At 70.2% G+C, this 19,805-nt stretch carries 20 protein-coding genes; 11 read left to right on the top strand and 9 right to left on the bottom strand.

Annotation, left to right across the window (positions count from 1 at the left end; all coding sequences use genetic code 11):
* Positions 1–49: 49 nt before the first annotated feature.
* Genes OX958_RS22005 through OX958_RS21985 form a run of 5 tightly spaced genes read left to right on the top strand, consistent with a single transcriptional unit; the run spans position 50 to position 4,640 of the window.
* On the top strand, positions 50–1,330 hold the full coding sequence (locus tag OX958_RS22005; protein ID WP_270131041.1) for an ArsA family ATPase: 1,281 nt from the start codon (positions 50–52) through the stop codon (positions 1,328–1,330).
* Positions 1,327–1,749 carry a hypothetical protein gene (locus OX958_RS22000; protein WP_270131040.1) on the top strand — a complete coding sequence of 141 codons (423 nt, stop codon included), beginning with the start codon at positions 1,327–1,329 and terminating at the stop codon, positions 1,747–1,749. The genes OX958_RS22005 and OX958_RS22000 overlap by 4 nt, the downstream gene beginning before the upstream one ends.
* Positions 1,740–2,711: an ROK family glucokinase gene (locus OX958_RS21995; RefSeq protein ID WP_270131038.1), complete on the top strand. Its 972-nt coding sequence runs from the start codon at positions 1,740–1,742 to the stop codon at positions 2,709–2,711. The genes OX958_RS22000 and OX958_RS21995 overlap by 10 nt, the downstream gene beginning before the upstream one ends.
* Positions 2,712–2,769: 58 nt before the next feature.
* Complete coding sequence (locus OX958_RS21990; RefSeq protein WP_270131036.1) at positions 2,770–3,915, top strand: ROK family glucokinase; 1,146 nt, start codon at positions 2,770–2,772, stop codon at positions 3,913–3,915.
* The gene (locus OX958_RS21985; RefSeq protein WP_270131034.1) at positions 3,912–4,640 is read left to right on the top strand and encodes an endonuclease/exonuclease/phosphatase family protein; all 729 of its coding nucleotides are present in this window, start codon (positions 3,912–3,914) and stop codon (positions 4,638–4,640) included. The genes OX958_RS21990 and OX958_RS21985 overlap by 4 nt, the downstream gene beginning before the upstream one ends.
* Here OX958_RS21985 and OX958_RS21980 read toward each other — a convergent pair.
* The 6 genes from OX958_RS21980 to OX958_RS21955 form a co-directional block, all read right to left on the bottom strand.
* Entirely contained in the window at positions 4,627–5,370 is a 744-nt protein-coding gene (locus OX958_RS21980) for a phytanoyl-CoA dioxygenase family protein (protein ID WP_270131032.1), read from the bottom strand. The genes OX958_RS21985 and OX958_RS21980 overlap by 14 nt on opposite strands.
* Before the next feature lie 48 nt (positions 5,371–5,418).
* Positions 5,419–6,168, bottom strand: coding sequence for an enoyl-CoA hydratase-related protein (locus OX958_RS21975; protein WP_333486406.1), 750 nt, complete (start codon positions 6,166–6,168; stop codon positions 5,419–5,421).
* An 18-nt stretch (positions 6,169–6,186) separates the two neighbouring features.
* The gene (locus OX958_RS21970; protein ID WP_270131029.1) at positions 6,187–6,567 is read right to left on the bottom strand and encodes a VOC family protein; all 381 of its coding nucleotides are present in this window, start codon (positions 6,565–6,567) and stop codon (positions 6,187–6,189) included.
* Between the two features lie 37 nt (positions 6,568–6,604).
* Positions 6,605–7,834: an ornithine cyclodeaminase gene (locus tag OX958_RS21965; RefSeq protein ID WP_270131028.1), complete on the bottom strand. Its 1,230-nt coding sequence runs from the start codon at positions 7,832–7,834 to the stop codon at positions 6,605–6,607.
* Between the two features lie 67 nt (positions 7,835–7,901).
* The gene (locus OX958_RS21960) at positions 7,902–8,888 is read right to left on the bottom strand and encodes a hypothetical protein (protein WP_270131026.1); all 987 of its coding nucleotides are present in this window, start codon (positions 8,886–8,888) and stop codon (positions 7,902–7,904) included.
* Positions 8,881–9,645 carry an alpha/beta hydrolase gene (locus OX958_RS21955; RefSeq protein ID WP_270131025.1) on the bottom strand — a complete coding sequence of 255 codons (765 nt, stop codon included), beginning with the start codon at positions 9,643–9,645 and terminating at the stop codon, positions 8,881–8,883. The genes OX958_RS21960 and OX958_RS21955 overlap by 8 nt, the downstream gene beginning before the upstream one ends.
* 224 nt (positions 9,646–9,869) lie before the next feature.
* Between OX958_RS21955 and OX958_RS21950 the strand changes: the two genes are divergently transcribed.
* Both OX958_RS21950 and OX958_RS21945 read left to right on the top strand, forming a co-directional pair.
* Complete coding sequence (locus OX958_RS21950) at positions 9,870–10,640, top strand: lysophospholipid acyltransferase family protein (RefSeq protein WP_270131024.1); 771 nt, start codon at positions 9,870–9,872, stop codon at positions 10,638–10,640.
* A gap of 35 nt (positions 10,641–10,675) precedes the next feature.
* Complete coding sequence (locus OX958_RS21945) at positions 10,676–11,068, top strand: DUF2237 family protein (protein ID WP_270131023.1); 393 nt, start codon at positions 10,676–10,678, stop codon at positions 11,066–11,068.
* On the opposite strand, the gene OX958_RS21940 is transcribed toward OX958_RS21945, so the two are convergent.
* The gene (locus tag OX958_RS21940) at positions 11,052–11,447 is read right to left on the bottom strand and encodes a hypothetical protein (protein ID WP_270131022.1); all 396 of its coding nucleotides are present in this window, start codon (positions 11,445–11,447) and stop codon (positions 11,052–11,054) included. The genes OX958_RS21945 and OX958_RS21940 overlap by 17 nt on opposite strands.
* Before the next feature lie 483 nt (positions 11,448–11,930).
* Between OX958_RS21940 and OX958_RS21935 the strand changes: the two genes are divergently transcribed.
* The 3 genes from OX958_RS21935 to OX958_RS21925 all read left to right on the top strand — a co-directional run bounded on the left by OX958_RS21935 (position 11,931) and on the right by OX958_RS21925 (position 15,494).
* Entirely contained in the window at positions 11,931–13,304 is a 1,374-nt protein-coding gene (locus tag OX958_RS21935) for a class II 3-deoxy-7-phosphoheptulonate synthase (RefSeq protein ID WP_442913214.1), read from the top strand.
* 16 nt (positions 13,305–13,320) lie between these two features.
* Positions 13,321–14,400: a threonine aldolase family protein gene (locus tag OX958_RS21930; RefSeq protein ID WP_333486405.1), complete on the top strand. Its 1,080-nt coding sequence runs from the start codon at positions 13,321–13,323 to the stop codon at positions 14,398–14,400.
* Positions 14,401–14,516: 116 nt separating this feature from the next.
* The gene (locus OX958_RS21925) at positions 14,517–15,494 is read left to right on the top strand and encodes a ribose-phosphate diphosphokinase (RefSeq protein WP_270131020.1); all 978 of its coding nucleotides are present in this window, start codon (positions 14,517–14,519) and stop codon (positions 15,492–15,494) included.
* Here OX958_RS21925 and OX958_RS21920 read toward each other — a convergent pair.
* Positions 15,491–16,111: a GNAT family N-acetyltransferase gene (locus OX958_RS21920; protein ID WP_270131019.1), complete on the bottom strand. Its 621-nt coding sequence runs from the start codon at positions 16,109–16,111 to the stop codon at positions 15,491–15,493. The two genes, OX958_RS21925 and OX958_RS21920, sit on opposite strands and share 4 nt — an antisense overlap.
* A gap of 62 nt (positions 16,112–16,173) precedes the next feature.
* Here OX958_RS21920 and OX958_RS21915 point away from each other — a divergent pair, with 62 nt between their 5' ends.
* Positions 16,174–17,121 carry a helix-turn-helix transcriptional regulator gene (locus OX958_RS21915; protein WP_270131018.1) on the top strand — a complete coding sequence of 316 codons (948 nt, stop codon included), beginning with the start codon at positions 16,174–16,176 and terminating at the stop codon, positions 17,119–17,121.
* 25 nt (positions 17,122–17,146) lie between these two features.
* Here the strand turns inward: OX958_RS21915 and OX958_RS21910 are convergent, their stop codons facing one another.
* Positions 17,147–19,765: a glycoside hydrolase family 97 catalytic domain-containing protein gene (locus tag OX958_RS21910; protein WP_270131017.1), complete on the bottom strand. Its 2,619-nt coding sequence runs from the start codon at positions 19,763–19,765 to the stop codon at positions 17,147–17,149.
* Positions 19,766–19,805: the final 40 nt, after the last annotated feature.

Below are 19,805 nucleotides of genomic sequence, written 5' to 3'. Positions count from 1 at the left end.
CGCTCTGATCTCAGTGACTCGGATCCTGCTTTACACAGGTAAGGGTGGCGTGGGCAAGACCACGTCGGCCGCCGGTACCGCGACGCTTGCCGCGTTGCGCGGGCTGCGCACGCTGGTGCTCTCGACCGATGCCGCGCACTCGCTGTCGGACGCGTTCGACAGCGAGGTGGGTGGCGAGCCGACCGAGATCGACGACCTGCTGTTCGTCCAGCAGATCGACGCCCAGCGCCGGTTCGAGCGGTCCTGGGGCGACATCCAGGCCTACCTGCGGTCGGTGCTGAACGTGATCGGCGTCGACCCGATCGAGGCCGAGGAGCTGACCGTACTGCCGGGTGCCGAGGAGGTGCTCGCGCTGCTGGAGGTGCGCGACCACGTCCGGTCCGGCCGCTGGGACGTGATCGTCGTCGACTGCGCGCCGACCGCCGAGACCCTGCGGCTGCTCGCCCTGCCGGACGCCCTCACCTGGTACCTGGGCCGCATCTTCAACGCCGAGCGCAAGGTCGTCCGGACCTTCCGCCCGCTGCTGAGCAAGGCGTCGGGGCTGCCGATGCCCGACGACACCGTCTTCGACGCGATGCGCCGGCTGCAGAGCGACCTGGCCGACATCCGCACGTTGCTGACCGGTCCCGACGCCTCCGTGCGGCTGGTGCTGACGCCCGAGGCCGTCGTGGTCGCCGAAGCCCGGCGCTCGCTGACGACGCTCTCCCTGTTCGGGTACCGCGTCGACGGCGTCATCGCGAACCGGGTCTTCCCGGCCGCCGGTGCCGACAACTGGCGGCGGCAATGGGTCGCTGCTCAGCGCGGCATCCTCGACGACGTCGCCGACTCGTTCCGCCCGCTGCCGATCTGGGAGTCGCCGTACCGCGCCTGTGAGCCGGTCGGCGTGGAGGAGCTGGCCGCCTTCGCGGTCGAGATGTACGGCAAGGACGATCCGTTCACCCGCGCGACCGACGAGACGTCGCTGTGGGTCGACCGGCACATCGACACCGACGGGCGCACCTACACGCTGACCATGCCGCTGCCGCTGGCCTCGGCGAGCGATCTGGAGCTTGCCAGGCACGGCGACGAGCTGATCATCACGGTCGGCTCCTACCGTCGCGTCCTGCCGTTGCCGGCCGCGCTGGCTCGCGGTGTCGTGGCGGGGGCCCGGCTGGACGACGGCCGGCTGCAGATCCGCTTCGCGCCGCGCGAGCCGTTGCCGAGGCCGGTCGACCGCCCTGTTCCCAACGGCTCGCTGGACTCGGTCGAGGGGCTGGCGCAGGAGATTCGTGAGCAGATGAGCCAGCAGTTCGACCACGAGCCGACGGCGATCTCGGAGGGCACCAGATGAGCAAGGAGCCGGTGGGCTCGGTGGCCGAGGAGGCCGCGAAGCTGTTCGCCGTACTCCAGCAGGCTGCCCGGCACGACCACGAACCGCCGGCAGCCGAAGAGGTCGCTGACGAACCGGTAGCCGAAGAGCACGATCACGGTACTGCGCGCAGTGGCGGGCCGGAGTGCCAGTGGTGTCCCGTCTGCCAGTTGATCGCGAAGGTGCGCACCACCAGCCCCGAGACGGTCGAGCAACTGTCGACGGCGGCGGCCGGCGTACTGGGATCGGTACGGTCGCTGCTGGAAGCTGCCGCGGAGGCCGCGCGGCAGGCCCGGGAGGACGCAGAGTCGCGGACCGCCAAGGCGCAGGAACCCGAACGGCCCGCCCGGCCCCGCGTGGACCGGATCGACGTGAGTGAGGACCCCGAACCATGGGATTGAGCATCGGCATCGACGTCGGCGGCACCAAGATCGCCGCGGGCGTCGTCGACGCGGACGGCACCATCGTCGCCCGGACGCACCGCGACACCCCGGCCGACTCGGTGGACGCCACGGCGCAGGCGATCGTCGAAGCGGCCGCCGAACTGATCAAGGACCACCAGGTCGAGTCGGTCGGCATCGGCGCCGCCGGTTTCGTCTCCTCGGACCGCTCGACGGTCCTGTTCGCGCCGAACCTCGCCTGGCGCAACGAGCCGCTCGGCGCGCGGGTGGCCGAAGCACTGAAGATCCCGGTGGTGGTGGAGAACGACGCCAACGCGGCCGCGTGGGGCGAGTTCGCCTTCGGCGCCGCGAAGGACGTCGAGCACATGGTCTGCGTGACGGTCGGTACCGGGATCGGCGGCGGGGTGGTGATCGACGGGCAACTCCTCCGCGGAGCGCACGGCGTCGCGGCGGAGCTCGGGCACATGCGGGTCGTGCCGGGCGGCCACCGCTGCGGCTGCGGTGCCCGGGGATGCTGGGAGCAGTACGCCTCCGGGCGGGCGCTGGTCCGCGAGGGCCGGGCGCAGGCCGAGTCCGGTTCGCTGGCCGCGGCGCAGATGCTGAGCGTCTGCGGGATCACCGATCCGGCCGAGCTGACCGGTCCGATGATCACCGAGGCGGCAGCCGCCGGTGACCCGTGCGCGGTCGAGCTGCTGGACGACCTCGGCCGCTGGCTGGGCGAGGGGCTGGCGAGCATCGCCACCTTGTTCGACCCGAGCACGATCGTGATCGGTGGCGGCGTGAGCGCGGCCAAGGAACTGCTGCTGCGGTCGGCCCAGGTGGCCTTCGAGAAGAACCTGCCCGCCAAGGCCAACCGGCCGCACCCGGCGTTCGGGCTGGCCATGCTCGGCAACGACGCGGGCCTGATCGGGGCCGCCGACGTTGCCCGCCGGCCGGTCCCCACGCTGGAGAGCTCGCGGTGACCGCGGGCTCCAGTACCGTTTCAGGAGGCGTAGGGGGTACGGCGAAGGAGGTCGTGCGATGGCTCTGACGCAGGCGTTGACGATCGGCATCGACATCGGTGGCACCAAGGTGGCCGCCGGGGTGGTCGATCCGGAGGGCAACATCCTGGACCGGTTGCGCCGGGACACGCCCACCAAGGACCCGCGGGAGACCGAGGACGCGATCGCCGAGATCGTGCACGACCTCGAGTCGCGGCACGACGTGATCGCGGTCGGCATCGGCGCGGCCGGGTTCGTCGACGGCACCCGGTCGTCGGTGCTGTTCGCGCCGCACCTGGCCTGGCGGCACGAGCCGCTGCGGGACGCCGTCGAGCGCCGCCTCGGCCTGCCCGTGGTGGTCGAGAACGACGCCAACGCCGCTGCCTGGTCGGAGTGGCGGTTCGGTGGCGGACAGGGCGAGAGCCATCTGGTCTGCGTCACGCTCGGCACCGGTATCGGTGGCGCGATCCTGAACGACGGCGCCTTGCAGCGCGGCAAGTTCGGCATCGCCGGCGAGTTCGGGCACATGCAGGTCGTGCCGGGCGGACACCGGTGCGAGTGTGGCAACCGCGGTTGCTGGGAGCAGTACGCCTCCGGCAACGCGCTGACCCGGGAGGCCCGTGAGCTGGCGCTGTCCGGTTCGCCGGTCGCGCACAACCTGCTGCGGGCGGCCGACGGAGATCCGCGCCGGATCAACGGTCAGCTGGTCACGGCCCTGGCGAAGGACGGCGACCCGGTCGCGGTCGAGTTGCTGGAGGACGTCGGTCGCTGGCTCGGTATCGGGCTGGCCAACCTGGCCGCCGCGCTGGATCCCGGCACCTTCGTGATCGGCGGTGGGGTCTCGGACGCGGGGGAGCTTCTGCTGGCTCCGGCGCGCGAAGCGTTCAAGCGAACCCTGACGGGCCGCGGTTTCCGGCCCGAGGCGCGGATCGTACGCGCGGTACTGGGTCCTGAGGCCGGCATGGTCGGCGCGGCGGATCTGGCCCGCGAAGAGGCGACCTGGCTGCGCCGGGTGCGGGTCAAGACGACCGCGGTGACGGCGAAGACGGCTGCCGGGCGAAGTGGACGGTCGACCCGGCTCGAGCGGGCGGCGCGCAAGTCGGTCGGACGGCGTACGGGGATGCGGACGGCCGAGCCGCTGACCGAGCCGGCCACCGCCGAGCTGAACGGTGATCCGGAGGCATGACCGGCAGCCCGTCGCTGCGGGTGCTGTCCTACAACGTGCACCGCTGGGGTGACGACCGGGAAGCACTGGCCCGGGTGGTGCGTGCCTGCGCGCCCGACATCGCGCTGATCCAGGAAGCACCGACCTGGTGGGGCACGCGGCGCAAGCGCAGGGCGATGGCCGCGACGTTCGGGCTCCGCTACATCGCCGCCTCGGCCCGCAACGCGATTCTGGTTGCCGAGGGCATCGAGGTCGCGGATCCCTTGCACTGGAGGGTTTGGCGGCCGTTCGTCCGCCGCCGGTTCCGCTTCATTGCCACCCAGCTGCCCGGCGGTTCGGTCGGCGGCCGGACGACCCTGGGCGGAGTCGGGCTGGCCCTGGTGGTCTGCCATCTCGGACTGCACATCGGCGGCCGCCAGCGCGAGCTGGAGCAGGTCCTGCGCGGCTGCAAGTCCTTCAACCTGCCCTACCTGCTGGTCGGCGACCTCAACGAGGAACCAGGTGGTCCGGTCTGGGACCGCCTGGCCACCGAAGGCCTGACGGACCTCGGCGTCGACGCCGGACCGACCTTCCACTCCGACAACCCGGTCAAACGAATCGACGGCGCGCACCTCTCACCCGGTCTGACCGGCCGAGTGATCCCCCTCGACTCGATCGAGGGAGTCACCCGCGAAGATCTGGTCGCCGCCTCCGACCACCTGCCGATGCTGCTCGAAATCACCGCGCCGCGAACTACTCCGTCCTGAACTCGCTCAGCGGATCGGCCACGACCTCGCGCCACCGCCCCCGATGCCCACCGGCCTGCAGTCGGTAGTAGATCGTCTCGCGCCGATCGGGTCCGGTGTTGCCGCCGATGTTGTGCCCGAGCAGATAGTGCGCGAACAGTACGCTCCCGGCCGTTCCGAAGGTCTGGACCTGCTCACCCAACTCGATCCTCGGGTACGGCGCCCCGCTGGTGTCCTTCGACAACTCGGCCAGGGCATCGACACCTTGCGCGGCCAGGTATTCGCCGAACCTCCGGTGCGTGCCGGGCCAGACGTGCAGGTTGCCGTTGTACTCCTCCAGTTGGTCGGTCAGCCAGATGCCGGCCAGCACGGAGAACGTGAACGGCACACCGTCGTCCGGCAACGGTGTCACCCCGTCGACATGCGGTGCGCCGGGACGGTGCGGCCACGGCGGAATCGTGGTCGCGATCTGGGCGAAGTCCGGCTCGTCGACACCGAGCTCGGGCAGCACCAGCTCGGCGGCCAGGGGCGCGACGGCCTCGCGGTACAGGTCGAGCAGCGGATGCGAACCGTCCTCGAACCGTGGCCAGGTGAAGTGGATACCCACGTGCCCCGGCGCCGGTGGAGTGTTCTCGAGCTCCGCCGCGACCAGCTTCCGCCCGGTCGCGAGCTGCTCGTCGGTGAGCACACCGGGCACCACCACGAAACCCTGCTCGCGGAACGTCCTGCGCATCGTCGCGGTGATCGTCATGACGCCCAGTGCACCAAGCGCCACCGCGAGCGGCAACTGGTTTAGCGGCTACTTCTTCTTGCGGTTCAGGAAGGCGAGCATGGCTTCCTGGGCGGCGGGGGAGCCGAAGAGGCCGGCGGAGAGCTCGGCCAGGTCGGTGCCTCGGGCATCGATGTCGGCGAGGAGTTCGCGGTTGAGCAGTTTCTTCGACTCGCGCAGGCCCTGCGGCGCGCCCTTGAGCAGGGACTTCAGGAGCGCGTCGAGTGCCCGGTCGAGCTCGGCGTCGGCCACCGAAGTGGTGACCAGACCGAGGCTCGCGGCCTCGGCGCCGTCGAAGCTGTCGCCGGTGAGGAAGGTCAGGGCCGCGGCGCGGTCGGTGAGGCGGGGGATGACCGTCAGCGAGATCGTCGCGGCGGCGAGGCCGAGGCGTACCTCGGTCAGTGCGAAGGTCGCGCTGTGGCCGGCGACGCTGAGGTCGGAGGCGGCGACGATCCCGATACCGCCGGCTCGTACCGGTCCGGCCACCCTGGTCACGACGGGTTTAGTGTTGGCCACGATCGCCCGCTGGACGTCCACCATCCGCTGCGCGCCGACGCCCATGCCGACCGTGGTCGCCTCGGACAGGTCCGCGCCGGAGCAGAACACGTCCAGCGCGGAGCGGATCACGATCACCCGGACGGCGTTGTCGGCGTCGGCGGTCGCCAGGTGATCGAGCAGTTCACCCGTCAGCTGCTGGGAGAGCGCGTTCTTGTTGTGCGGCGAGTCCAGGGTGATCGTCGCCACGCCGTCGGTCTCGGTCAGGTGCACCAGTTCCGTCATGGCACACATCCTGCCTGCTCAGTCCAGATAGAGGCAGAACGGATGACCATCTGGGTCGAGCATCACACGAACCCGCTCCTGCGGCTGGTACGCCGCCAGCTCGGCGCCCGCGTCGATGGCGTGCTCGACCGCCTGGTCGAGGTCGTCCACCTCGAGGTCGAGATGGACCTGCATCTGGGGTTTGCCTTCCTCGGCCGGCCAGACGGGGCGCTGATAGAGCTCCTCGAGGTGGAAACCCAGGTTGTAGCCGGCCTCCTTCGACGGCGCGAGGGTCGCCCAGGTGGGCTCGTCGGCGTGCAGCTCCCAGCCGAGGAGTCGTTGGTAGAAGCGTGCCAGCGCGCGCGGGTCGGGGGAGTTGAGCGCGACGCCGAACCAGTGTGCCTTCGTTCTCAGTGCCATGGATCCACGATGGCACCGAGAACGGCGACGAGCCCGGTTATTCCGTGTCGGCGTACGACGGGGAGAGTTCGCGGGCCAGGTGCTCGATGAACAGGCCGACGTCGGTGACGATGCCGCGGGCCTGGGACGACCCGCGGTCGGCGAGCTTGGTGACGGTGGCCGGGTTGATGTCGACGCAGGTCAGCGGGACGGCCGCCGGTAAGATGTTGCCCGTAGCAACCGAATGCAGCATGGTGGCGGCCATCAGGCAGTAACCGACGCCTTCCAGTTCGGCCCGCATCGCCCGCTGGCCCTCGAGGACGTCGGTGTAGACGTCGGGCAGCGGGCCGTCGTCGCGGACCGAGCCGACCAGGACGAACTTGTTGCCGTTCTTGACCAGTGCGTGCATCACGCCCGAGGTCAGTACGCCGGACTCGACGGCCTCGGCGATCGAGCCGGCCTTGCGGATCGTGTTGATCGCCCGGATGTGGTGCTCGTGGCCGTGCTCCACGCCCCGGCCGCGGGCCAGGTCGACGCCCAGTGACGTTCCGTAGAGCGAGGACTCGATGTCGTGGGTCGCGAGCGCGTTGCCGGCGAACATGACGTCGACGAATCCGGCCTCGACGATCGCCACCATGGCCGGTGCGGCGCCGGTGTGCACGATGCCGGGGCCGCCGACCCAGAGCACCTTCAGGCCGGCCGCCTTCGCCTCGCGCATGCCGTCGGCGACCTGCTGGACCAGGACCCGCTGCGGCTTCTCGCTGGAGACCTCGGACTCCATGAAGCCGAAGGACTCCTCGGTGTGCGCGACGATCGGGGGAGTGACCCGGACGCCCTGCGCGCTGGAGATGATCCGCATCCCGGCCTTCACCTCCGACATCGGGATGGTGCGGACGGCGTCCCCCTCGACCAGCAGCCCGCAGTCCATCTCGGGGTTGCGGACCCCGACCCAGCGGCCGTTCAGCCGGACGCTGGTGGGCAGGTTGGTGGTCGAGTAGAAACCGTCCGGGAAGACGCCGTCCTGGAGCACCTCGGAGATCTCCGGCGTACCGGGGTCGACCAGGTTGGCGCCCTTGGTCTGGATCCGCATCAGCAGCCGCTGCAGGGCTTCCTCGTCCTCGGCGCCCACCGTCATCCGCACGGTCGACGGATCGTCCTTGTCGTAGCCGAGATCGAACTTGTCCAGCGTGTACTCACCGCCGTACCCGCGGATGTCGTCCAGGACCCGGGACAGCAGCCCGGTGTCCATCAGGTGGCCGGTGATCTCGACCGTCTCGGTCACCTGCACGGGTGCCTCCCCTTGCTCGTTGATTCAGCTGATCTCGTCGGATTGTCCGACGATCCGCAGCCTAACGCTAAACGACCGCCCCGTCGTCCGTGGTGTCCTCCGGGGGCAGCCGGTCGCCCATCCGGACGACCAGGGTGAGGAAGCCGCCGATGAAGCCGATGACCGCGATCGTGGTGATCCGGCCGGTGCCGAAGTCGAGGAGCGCGGCGGCCATCAGCAGCAACGGCCCGCCGATCACCCCGAGCCAGGCCGCCCGGCTGATCCAGTCCAGCTTCGGTCCGCGCGGCGGCTCCGGCGGTACGTAGTGATCGTGGTGGTCCTCGCGGCGCCTCGCCGGTGGCTCCTCGGGCGGCTCCTCATCGGTGTCTCCGACGATCAGTCCAGCCGGTACGTCGATCAGCGGCTCGTAGCTGCTCTCGTCGACGTCCTCACTGACCGGCCAGCGGGGCACCGGAGTCGCGTCGTGCCCCTCCGCCGAAGGCTTCCCGAACTGCTCCACCAACGATGCCCACTCGGCGTCCTCGGTACTGCGCGCGATCACCCCGCGGGCCCGGACCTCGGACTCGGCGTCCACGAAGATCTCGTCCAGTCCGGCCGGAATCCGCGTCGCCGGCTTCCGGTCGGACAGCACGGGCTCGCTCGCTGTGGCCGCGTCCGCCTTCGCGTCGCCTTCGGCGCCGCTCGGCTGGGGAGAAGAGGAGGGCGCGCCCGCCGCCTCGGCTACGCCATCGGCCGACTCGGTGACCCGCGCGATGGGCGTCTCCCCGGTCGGTTCGGCGGTGCGTGCGGTGGGCGTCTCTCCGGTCGGTTCGGCGGTGCGTGCGGTGGGCGTCTGTCCAGTCGGTTCAGCTGCGCGTGCGGTGGGCGTCTGTCCGGTCGGTTCGGCTGTTCGTCCGGTGGACGCCTCGCTCGGCTCGGTGGTGGCGTCGTCCGGCTTGCCGGCGTACGCGGCGATGCCTGCTTCGGCCAGTGCCTTCAGGACGGGCTCTGCGATGCGGGGGTCGATGCCGCCCATCGACGTGTACTTCGACGCGGTCAGGCCGTTGTCACGCATCGGCGGCGACCCGGTCGATGAACGCGGTGGTGTCGGCGAAGATGCGGGGAGCGTCGTTGTCCAGAGTGGCCACGTGATAGCTGTCCTCGAGCAGGGTTTCGGTGACGTCGCGGGACGAGATCGCGGCCAGGATCGCCCGGCCCGAGCTCGGCTCCACGACATGGTCGACGGTACTTCGGAAGAGCAATACCGGCTGGGTGACCTTGGCGAGGTCGGCGCGGGTGATCGTCCAGAGCTGCGAGAGCGAGTGGAGTGCCCGCAGCGGCAGCCGGGAGTACGCGCCCTCGTCGACGCCCGGCTTCTTGATGTCGTTGGAGATGCCCGGGAACGACGGCACCACCCGCTGCAGCACCGGCAGTACGGCGAGCCGCTTGTCGTCGGTCCGCACGGACGGGTTGACCAGGATCACCCCGGAGATGTCGGCGCCGTGCTGCTCGGCCAGCCGCAGCACGAGGCAGCCGCCCATCGACAGGCCGGCCACGAAGACCCGATCGTGCTCCTTGCGGAGCCGCTCCAGCTCGTTGTCCAGGACGGCGTACCAGTCCTGCCAGCGGGTGTTGTTCAGCTCCTGCCAGCGAGTGCCGTGCCCCGGCAGCCGCGGTACGGCGACGCCGTACCCGTCCGCCGCCAGATGCTCACCGAACGGCCGCATCGCGCGGGGGGAGCCGGTGAATCCGTGGCTCAGCAGCACCCCGGTCGCGGCGTTCGCACCGGATCCTGGGTTGCGGAACTCCTCCGCGTGAGCTTGCACTGGCACGGGTACTCCTCGACGGGTCGCCTACAGCTCGGAACGCCAATGGTCGCAGCCGCGGGGCCACCCGCCCACCCCGGCGCGGGTGTCGCCAACCACTCGTGACCGACATCGCACCCAGTCTGCAACCTGATGCCAACACGGTGTGCGATCCGCCTATTCCTGGCGGTCACGTTGCTTGAAGAGGACAGTGGACCGTAGTGTGTCGGCCGAGTGACGGAGGTGATGGCGTGCTGTACCTGTTCCTCAGGCGGTTTTTCGTCGGACCGATTGCGAAGCTCCTCTTCCGTCCCAGGGTCGAGGGGCTGGAGAACATTCCCTCGACCGGGCCGGCCCTGCTGGTCAGCAACCATCTGGCCTTCACCGACTCGGTCTTCCTGCCGGTGGCGGTGCCGCGGCAGATCGTCTTCCCGGCCAAGTCGGAGTACTTCACCGCGCCCGGGCTGAAGGGCCGCCTGATGGCGACCTTCTTCCGCTCGATCGGCCAGATCCCGATCGACCGTTCCGGCGGCCGCGCGTCCCTGGCCGCGCTGAACACCGGGCTGGAGATCCTCGCCAAGGGCCAGCTGTTCGGGATCTATCCCGAGGGCACCCGCTCACCCGACGGCCGGCTCTACAAGGGCAAGACCGGCGTGGCGCGGATGGCGATCGTGGCCGGTGTCCCGGTGATCCCGGTGGCGATGATCGACACCGAGAAGCTGAACCCGCCCGGTTCGGTCTGGCCCAAGTTCCTGATCCGCGAGCCCGGCCGCCGGTTGCCGCGGCTGATCCGGCCCGGCGTCTCGATCGGCAAGCCGCTGGACTTCTCCCGGTACGAGGGGATGGAGCGCGACCGGTTCGTGCTGCGCTCGGTCACCGACGAGATCATGTACGCGATGATGGAGCTGTCCGGCCAGGAGTACGTCGACATGTACGCCGAGAAGGCCAAGGAGCTGATCAAGGCGGGCGAGTCGGTCGACGACCACATCAAGCCCCGGCTGGGCGACACCAAGGCCTCCTGAGCCCGCAACCGGTCGCCGTGGCGCAGGATGGGCGCATGGAGAGCGAGTTGAACGTCCTCGGTGAGGCCCTGCAGGAGTGTGGGACCGACCCGGTCACGGGATTCTTCCGCGACGGCTGCTGCAGCACCGGTCCGGAGGATGTGGGCAGCCACACGGTCTGCGCGGTGATGACCAGCGAGTTCCTGACCCACCAGGCGAGGGTCGGCAACGACCTCAGTACGCCGCGGCCCGAGTTCGGCTTCGCCGGTCTCACCCCGGGCGACCGCTGGTGCGTGGTCGCGGCCCGCTGGCTGCAGGCGTACCACGCCGGCGCGGCGGCACCCGTCGTACTGGCCTCGACCCATGCCCGGTCCCTGGAGACCATCCCGCTCGCGGTCCTGCGCGACCACGCCGTCGACGTCCCCCCGGACCTCAGCTCGCTGGGCTGACTCGGGGAGGATTCTGCCCGCGGATCGGGGCAAGAACCTCCCCGCCGCTGGGGCGGAGTGGGCAGGTGGGGGCGCAGGGGCGGGGCGAGCCGGTCCAACCGAGGTGGTGGAGCGCAGCGACGACCTGCGTGGTGGTCTCACAGGGCCGGCTGACCAGCTGGTACCCGAACCGCAGGGTCGGTTTCCCGCTGATCGCGGCGGCGTTGTCTCTGCTCATGTCGCGCCACCGTGAGAGCGCGTCGGCGTGACCGAGCCGGCCGTCGAGTTCGACGATCAACCCGTACGGCGGATACTCGACGTCGCGATGGACAACCCTTCGCGCTGAGCCGTCCGAGGAGCCGACGGTGACGACGCGCACCTGCCGCTCGCCAACGGGCAAGCCGTGAGCGCACTCGACCCGCCGGAGATAGCACTGCTCGAGGAACGACTGAACCCCGTCGGCCGCGTCGCGCAGGATCTGCCGGAGCACGTCGCGGCCCGGTAGCTGCCCCAGCGACTCCTTCGGTCACCCGCTGCAGTTGCCGCGCCCGGCACCGTCGCTGGAGCACCTTGTCGGTGATCCCGTGCGCCAGGGCCTGAGCCCGGCTGAACGCCCCGTACTGCCGCTGCCGCAGCTCCACGAACGATCGAATCCGTTCTTCCTCGGTCTCCACCTCGACAAGATGCACCGACCCGACCACCATCCCGCCCCCCACTCGCCTCCTTGTGGACAACCCGCGCCAAATGACTACGCCGGTTTCTGGGGAAGAAGTTGCACCGGATCGGGCGTACTTCTCTCCCCGGTCCCACGGGAGAGGGGGAGGGAGGGGGCGGGGGTGAGACGGGCAGGCGGCGGGCCGGCCGGCTGCAATAGGGTTGGGGTATGCAATTTGCGACTTTGAGTGCGGGGGAAGTGCCTGGAGTTCCGACTCTGGACGAGCTGCGGGCCATGAAGCCGCTGCAGCAGCCGGAGTGGCCGGACCAGCAGGCTCTGGACCACGTCATCGGCCAGCTCAGGACGTTGCCGCCACTGGTGTTCGCCGGTGAGTGCGACGACCTGACCACCAGGATCGGGGCGGTGGCGCGGGGCGAGTCGTTCCTGCTGCAGGGCGGCGACTGCGCAGAGACCTTCGACGGGGTGACCGCCGAGAACATCCGGGCCAAGCTCCGGGTGCTGCTGCAGATGTCCGTCGTGCTCCAGTACGCCGCGAGCGTGCCGGTCGTGAAGGTCGGCCGGATCGCCGGGCAGTACGCGAAGCCGCGCAGTTCCGGCGACGAGACCCGCGACGGCGTGACGCTGCCGTCGTACCGCGGCGACGCGGTCAACGGCCTGGAGTTCACCGAGGAGTCGCGGATCCCGGACCCGCAGCGCCTGCGCGGCGTCTACAACGCGGCCGCCGCCACGCTGAACCTGACCCGCGCCTTCACCACCGGTGGGTACGCCGACCTGCACCAGGTGCACGCCTGGAACACCGACTTCGTCCGGTCCTCGCCGGTCGGGCAGAAGTACGAGCGGCTCGCCTCCGAGATCGAGCGCGCGCTCGCCTTCATGCGCGCCTGCGGCGCGACCGCCGACGAGTTCCGGACGGTCGACTTCTACGCCTCGCACGAGGCGCTGATCCTGGAGTACGAACACGCCCTGACCCGGATCGACTCGCGCACCGAGCAGCCGTACGACGTCTCCGGTCACCTGCTCTGGGTGGGGGAGCGGACCCGCCAGCTGGACGGCGCGCACATCGAGTTCCTGTCGACGCTGAGCAACCCGCTGGGGGTGAAGATCGGCCCGACCACCACTCCGGAGTACATCCGGGCCCTGATCGACAAGCTGAACCCGAAGGGCATCGAGGGCCGGCTGACCTTCATCACCCGGATGGGGGCGGGCAAGATCCGGGCCGGCCTGCCGCCGCTGCTGGAGGCGGTCCGCGACCACGGCTCGCCGGTCGCCTGGGTCTGCGACCCGATGCACGGCAACACCTACGAGACGCCGAACGGCTACAAGACCCGCAACTTCGACGACGTGATCGACGAGGTGCAGGGCTTCTTCGACGCGCACGAGCAGGTCGGTACCTGGCCGGGCGGGATGCACATCGAGCTCACCGGCGACGACGTCACCGAGTGCCTCGGTGGTGGCGAGGCACTGGTCGCGGAGGACCTGGTCAACCGCTACGAGACGGCCTGCGACCCGCGGCTGAACCGGCACCAGTCGCTGGAACTCGCCTTCCTGGTCGCCGAGCGCCTGCGCGGCGCGCGCTCCTGACGAAGAGCCGCCCGGCGTGCCGGGCGGCCGCAACGACGCCGCCGCGATGTCCGGCGGCCGAAGTGGAGGCATCGTGATCGACCTGCGGTCGGACACCGTGACGCGACCGTCCGCCGGCATGCTGGCGGCAATGACGAGCGCGCCCCTCGGCGACGACGTCTACGGTGAGGACCCCACGGTCACCGAGCTCGAGGAGACCGTCGCGGAGTTGCTCGGGCACGAGGCCGGGCTGTTCACGGTGACCGGTTCGCTGGCCAACATCCTCGGCGTCCGGGCGCTCGCCGCGCCCGGCACCGAAGTGCTCTGCGAGGCGAGTGCGCACATCGCGCGCGCCGAGCTGGGTGCGCACGCGGCGGTCAGCGGGATCACCACCCGGACGTGGAGCGCGCCCGGCGGGCAGATCGACCTCGCGCAGATCCGCGCCCTGATCGCCCCGGACCTCGGCCCGTACTTCGTCCAGACGGCGGCCGTCTCGGTCGAGAACACCCACAACTTCGGTGGCGGGGCGATCCAGCGCTCGTACGACGCCCTCGCCGACGAGCTCGATGCGGCAGGTCTCCCGCTGCACCTCGACGGAGCCCGGCTGTGGAACGCGTCGGTGGCCTCCGGCGTACCGCTGGCGGCGTACGCGTCACGAGCAGCGGCGGCCAGCGTGTGTCTCTCGAAGGGACTCGGTGCTCCGGTCGGCTCCGTGCTCGTCGGGTCGGCCGAGCTGGTCCGTGAGGCGCGAGTCTGGCGCAAGCGACTGGGCGCGGGCTGGCGTCAGGCCGGCGTACTGGCCGGCGCCGGGCTGTATGCCATCCGCAACAACGTGGAGCGTCTCGCCGAGGATCACGCGAACGCGCGCCGGATCGCCGAGATACTCGCCGACGCGGCGCCTGGCTCGGTCAAGCCGGACCAGGTCGACACCAACATCGTCGTCGCTGACCTGGCCGGCACCGGCAAGACGGTCGCCGAAGTGGTGGCCGCCGCCGCGACCGCCGGTCTGCGGGTCGGTGGCGTCGGCGCGACCCAGCTGCGGGTGGTCACCCACCTCGACGCCTCGGCGGCGGACTGCAGAACCGCGGGGGAGATCCTGGCTCGCCTGCTCAGCTGAAGCGATGGTGATCGACGGCCAGGCGACCGCCGGGCCGCCGGAGGCCCTCGAGCTCAAAGTTCAGGACGCCGGCAGCTAGGCTGCGGGCTGTCGGGTCACAGCGTTCGGGGAGAGCCGTGCGAGAGATCGTCGTGTTCAGCGGAAACGCCCATTCCACTCTTGCTCAGCAGATCTGCGCTGATCTCGGGGTGGAGCTGTCGCCGGTGGAGATCCACCGGTTCAGCAACGACTGCCTTCAGGTCCAGTTGCAGGTGAACTGCCGGCAGCGCGACGTCTACATCGTCCAGCCGCTGGTGCCGCCGACGCAGGAGCACCTGATGGAGCTGCTGCTGATGATCGACGCGGCCCGCGGTGCCTCGGCGGCGCAGATCACCGCGGTGATCCCGCACTACGCGTACGCGCGCTCGGACAAGAAGGACGCCTCGCGGATCTCGATCGGTGCCCGGCTGGTCGCCGACCTGCTGGTTGCCGCCGGCGTCGACCGGGTGCTGACGATGGCGTTGCACGCTCCGCAGGTGCACGGCTTCTTCTCGGTACCGGTCGACCACCTGACCGCGATCGGGGTCCTGGCCGAGCACTTCCGCGGAACCGATCTCAGCAACACCGTCGTGGTCAGCCCGGACCTCGGCAACGCGAAGACCGCGACCCAGTTCGCCCGGCTGCTCGGCCTGCCGGTGGCGGCGGGCAGCAAGCAGCGGCTGGCCGACGACCGGGTGGTGATCGACGCGATCGTCGGCGACGTGGCCGGCAAGCGGGCGATCGTGCTGGACGACGAGATCGCCACCGGCGGCTCGATCATCGAACTGCTCGACCGGCTGAAGGACCGCGGCTGCGTCCAGGCGGCGGTCGCGACCACGCACGGGCTGTTCGCCGGCAAGGCGGTCGAGCGGTTGCGGTCGCATCCGTCGATCACCCAGGTGATCAGCACCGACACGGTGCCGCGGCCCGACGGTTTCCCCGAGCTGCAGGTCAGCTCGGTCTCCGGGTTGTTCGCCGAGGCGATCAAGCGGATCCACGACGGGGAGTCGGTCAGCAGCCTGTTCGACGGCGTCGATCCGACCCACGCGCCGCCGCAGCCCAAACTGCCCTTCTAGCTGTCCTCGAAGTCGATCCGCATCACGTAGCGCCGCAGTGTCGGGTGACTGACTTCCTGGAAGCCCGCCTCCTCGAAGACGCTGTAGTGCCCGACATGCAGCTCACCCCACGGCACGTTCTTGCCGGCGGCCGGCAACATCGGATACCCCTCCAGCGCCCGCGCGCCACGCTCGCGGGCGTACTCGATCGTCGCGCGGGCCATCGCGTAACTGACCCCGCGCCTGCGGTAGCCGAGTCGCGTCACGAAGCAGGTGATGACCCAGACCGAGTCGTCGTCCTTGTCCTCCTGGCGCCCCTTCCAGGGCACCGGCGTACGCCCGAGCAGCCGCGGGTACGCCGTCCGCGGCTCGACCGCGCACCACCCCACCGGCTCGCCGTCCAGATAGCCGACCAGTCCGCTGGTCTGTTTCGCCGCCGGGTTGTCACAGTTCGTCTGCTCCCGCATCAGCCCCGCGCGCTCCGGCTCGGTGGTCACCGACCACATCCAGCCGCGGGTCTTGAACCGCTGGCAGTGACACTGCCCGGCGTCGCTCTTGCCCAGCACGGCCTGCAGGTCCTCCCACGAAGCCTCGTTCGCCGGCCTGAACGTCAACTTGTCGTCGAGGGTCTCGTTCACGGCCGATAGGTTAGTGTCGATTGCGGACGATCAGCTTCCGGATAGGGCGGTTTACTGTGATCGTGGACGAGCTGAGCCCGACGGCCAAGGCGTTGCTGGCGCTCGAGCTGATTCAGGAGTGCCCCGGGATCTCGGGGGAGCGGCTGGGCCTCAGGCTCGGCGTCACCGACCGGGCCGCCCGCCGGTACGTCGGCATCCTGCGGGAGGCGGGCATCCCGATCGAGTCCAGCCCGGGCCGGTACGGCGGATATCGGGTCGGCCGTGGTTTCCGGCTGCCGCCGCTGATGTTCTCGACCGCTGAGGCACTCGGGCTGATGATGGCCGCGCTGGAGGGCCACCATCAGGCGTCGGACCCGGAGGACCCGGCAGGCAGCGCGCTCAGCAAGATCATCCGGGTCCTTCCGAAGCCGGTCGCCGAACCGGCCGAGTCGATGCGCCGGCTGATCACTCCGCGGCAGGCGGCCGACGGCACCTATCCCGATCCGGAGACCACCGCGGCCCTGGTCCAGGCCTGTGCCGCGGGGCGCCGGTTGCGGATCGGCTACCGCAGAGGCGATCGCGACCCGGTGACGATGGACGTCGACCCCTGGGCGGTCTCGGTGCGGCAGGGCCTCTGGTACCTGCTGTGCTGGTCACACACCAAAGACGCCCAACGCGTCCTGCGGGTCGACCGCGTCACCACGACCGAGACGCTGCCCGAGACCTTCACCCCCATCGACGGCCTCGATCCGGTCACCGCCATCGAGGACCACTTCGCCCAGGGCTGGCGCTACGCCATCGAGGTGATCATCGACGCTCCGCTCGCCGACATCGTGCTGGCCCGCAAGCTCGGGCGGCTCGAGCCGATCGACGAGACCCACACCCGGCTGATCGGCAGCACCGACGAGCCGGACTGGTACGCCTACCGGCTCGCCGCCCTCGAACACACCTTCTCGGTCGTCGAACCACCTGAACTGCGGGAGGCGCTGCAGGTCCTCGGACAGCGCATCCTCAAGGCCGCCGAGCTCTAGGGCGCGTCTTCCTAGCAGGGTCTCCCTAGCCGGCACAGGTCAGCGCGGCGCCACCCCAGTCGGCATGATCGCTGTTCTTGCCGTTGCCGCCGTCGGTGGTGGCGAGCGTGAGGCTCTTGATGCCGGTGACGTCGAGATCGAGGTGGGTGGCGGCCTCGCCGGCCCGGATCACCGGGGTATCGGCCAGTGTCTGGCCGTCGCCGACCACCACGAAGGTGACCGATCCGTCATCCGATTCCGTACCGTCGTCGACGCCGACGTCCGCGACGAATCGCGTGCAGGCTCCGCCCAGCCAGGTGGTCAGCGAACTCGCCGCGTGCGCACCGATGCCCTTGGCGAACGTCTTGCCCGCGATCGTCAGCGTCCCGGGCGGCCGGTCGCCACCGTGGTTGTGGTCGCGCTGCTGCGGCCTGCCGTAGCCGTTCACCTCATCGGTCCACGGCAGATCACTCACGTACGTCGCCCCGCGCGGCGGCAGCGGTTCGGCGAAGATCGGCGCCGCTCCGGCGGAGTGGATCAGCCGCCCGTCCGGCGCCGTGTACTTGCCTGCGACAACCAGTTCGAGCTTGCCCCGGGCGCCACCGGCATCGAGCCGCAACGTCCAGTTCCCGCTCACGCTCTCGCCGTCGTTCAGGCGATTCCTGGTGACCGGCGCACCGGCGACCAGCGTCCACCCGGCCGGTACCTCGGGAGCCAGGGTGAGGTTCCGCACGGGGCCACCTGTCCGCGCGACGAAGACGCCCTGCACCTTCACCGTCCCACCCGTGACGATCTGGTCGGCGGACGCGTCCACCAGCACCGTCGTACCGGGCACTGCCGTGCGTGGCTTGTCGCAGGTGACCAAGCCGGTGGCGTACGGGCAGGCCTGCAAGGCGAAGCCGCCATGGTTGCCCACGGCAAGGGACAGTTCGTCCGTCGCCCGGCGTACCGAGGAGGACCTGGCCAGCAGGCGCCCGTTGTCCGTCACGACCTCGACCAGCCACTGCTGACTCCCACCGAGGAACGACAGCGGTACTGCGATCGTGCCCGCGGCACCCGCCGTGATCCCACCGGCGAACCAGCGCGTTCCGCTCCGCCGTGCCATCACCGCCTGCTCGCCAGGCACTCCCGCGATCAGCCGCGTCTCGTCCCAGGCTGTCGGCAACTGCGCCAGGTACCGTGCACCTTCCGGCTGCGAGGCGAGCTCCTCGGGCGTACTGACGACATGCGTCCAGCCCGACTCGTAGACGACCGGCAGCGCGAGCTCGTGAGCATTGGTGGTCTCCGGCTTCGGGTTGGCCGCCGTCGCGAACCGGGTCGGCGTGTAGTCCATCGAGCCGATCACGTTGCGGGTGAACGGCAGGATCGTGTTGCGGGCCGCGTTCAGCCCGTTCTCCTCACCGCGCACGCCTTCCATCGTCATCACGTGCGGCCAGGTCCGGGCGAGTCCGTGCGGCACGGTCGAGCCGTGGAAGTTGATCATCAGCCGGTACTTCGCGGTGTCGGCGAGAATCGCGTCGTACCACTGGTACCGCGCCTGGGTGTCGGACTCCATGAAGTCGACCTTCACCCCCTTGACGCCCCAGCCGACCAGCTTCGGCAGCCATTCGTCGCGCTGTGCCTGGGTCTGCAGGTTGGTCCAGTGGAACCAGACCAGGACGTCGACACCTCGGGCCCGGGCGTACCGGGTCAGCTCCGGGAGCCAGGCCGGTTTCCAGCCTTCGTCCACGAGGACGAAGCCGAGGCCGTTCTTGGCCGCCGCGTCGACGTAGTCCTTCTGGCGTTCGAAGTTGCCGGGGCTGGAGTTCTCGGCGAGCCAGGACCACGACGACAACCCGGGCCGGATCCAGTTGGTGTCGGTGAAGCGGGCCGGGTCGGCGAGGTCGTCCACCAGGGTCGACGCGGTCACGTCGGCGAGCTCGCCGACGATCATCGTCCGCCAGGCTGTTGCCAAGGGCCCGGAAGAGACCACCTGCGGATCGGCCAGCTGGACGTCGTACCGGCTGGAGCCTTGGGTATGGGTGAGTCGCGCGCCGGAGTACCGGCCGTCGACACCGGCCTCGGCGAGCAGCGTGTAGTTGCTTCCGGCCCGGAACAGCGCGGGATGCCCGAACTGTCCGGTCGGGGCGGTGGCGGCGGTCGCCTGGGCATGCTCGTTCTCGTGCTGCGCGTTGTACGGCTGGAGCCAGTTGGTCGTGTCGGCGGCGAACGTGTAGCCGCCGGTCTCGCGCTGGACCGTCACCGGCCCAGGCAGCTCGTAGCGGAACGCGACTCCGTCGTCGGACACCCGCACCACCAGCGCGAACGAACCGCTCGCGTTGCCGAACGTCAGCCGGCTCTCCTGCTGGAAGACGCTGCGGTCGCGCTGCTTCCCGGTCGTCATCCGGTACGACGACCGCAGCGTCCGGTGGCTCTCGGCGGTCAGGGCAAGATCCTTGGACAGGTCGCCGGCCGCGGTGATCAGGCCGAGGTCCGCGACGCTGACCACCTCGGTAGCCCTGGAGCTGACCTTGAGCTTCAGTCTGCCGCTCGCCGACTCCAGCGACGCGCCGACGCCTTCGACGCCGGGCAGGACCCAGGTCTGGTCGCCGTCCACGGCCGCGACCGCAAGCGTGAGCGGAGTCAGCAAGGTCAAGGGCAGGAGCGCGGAGAGCAGCTTCAGCATCGGCGGTTCCTCACGAAAGGTGAACGGGCGGGCACACCAA

Origin of the sequence: Kribbella sp. CA-293567, assembly GCF_027627575.1 — a bacterium.
In the GTDB taxonomy this organism is placed as follows: Bacteria; Actinomycetota; Actinomycetes; order Propionibacteriales; family Kribbellaceae; genus Kribbella.
The sequence above is the reverse complement of the archived record's forward strand: the minus strand, read 5'-3'. Positions and strand labels throughout refer to the sequence as shown.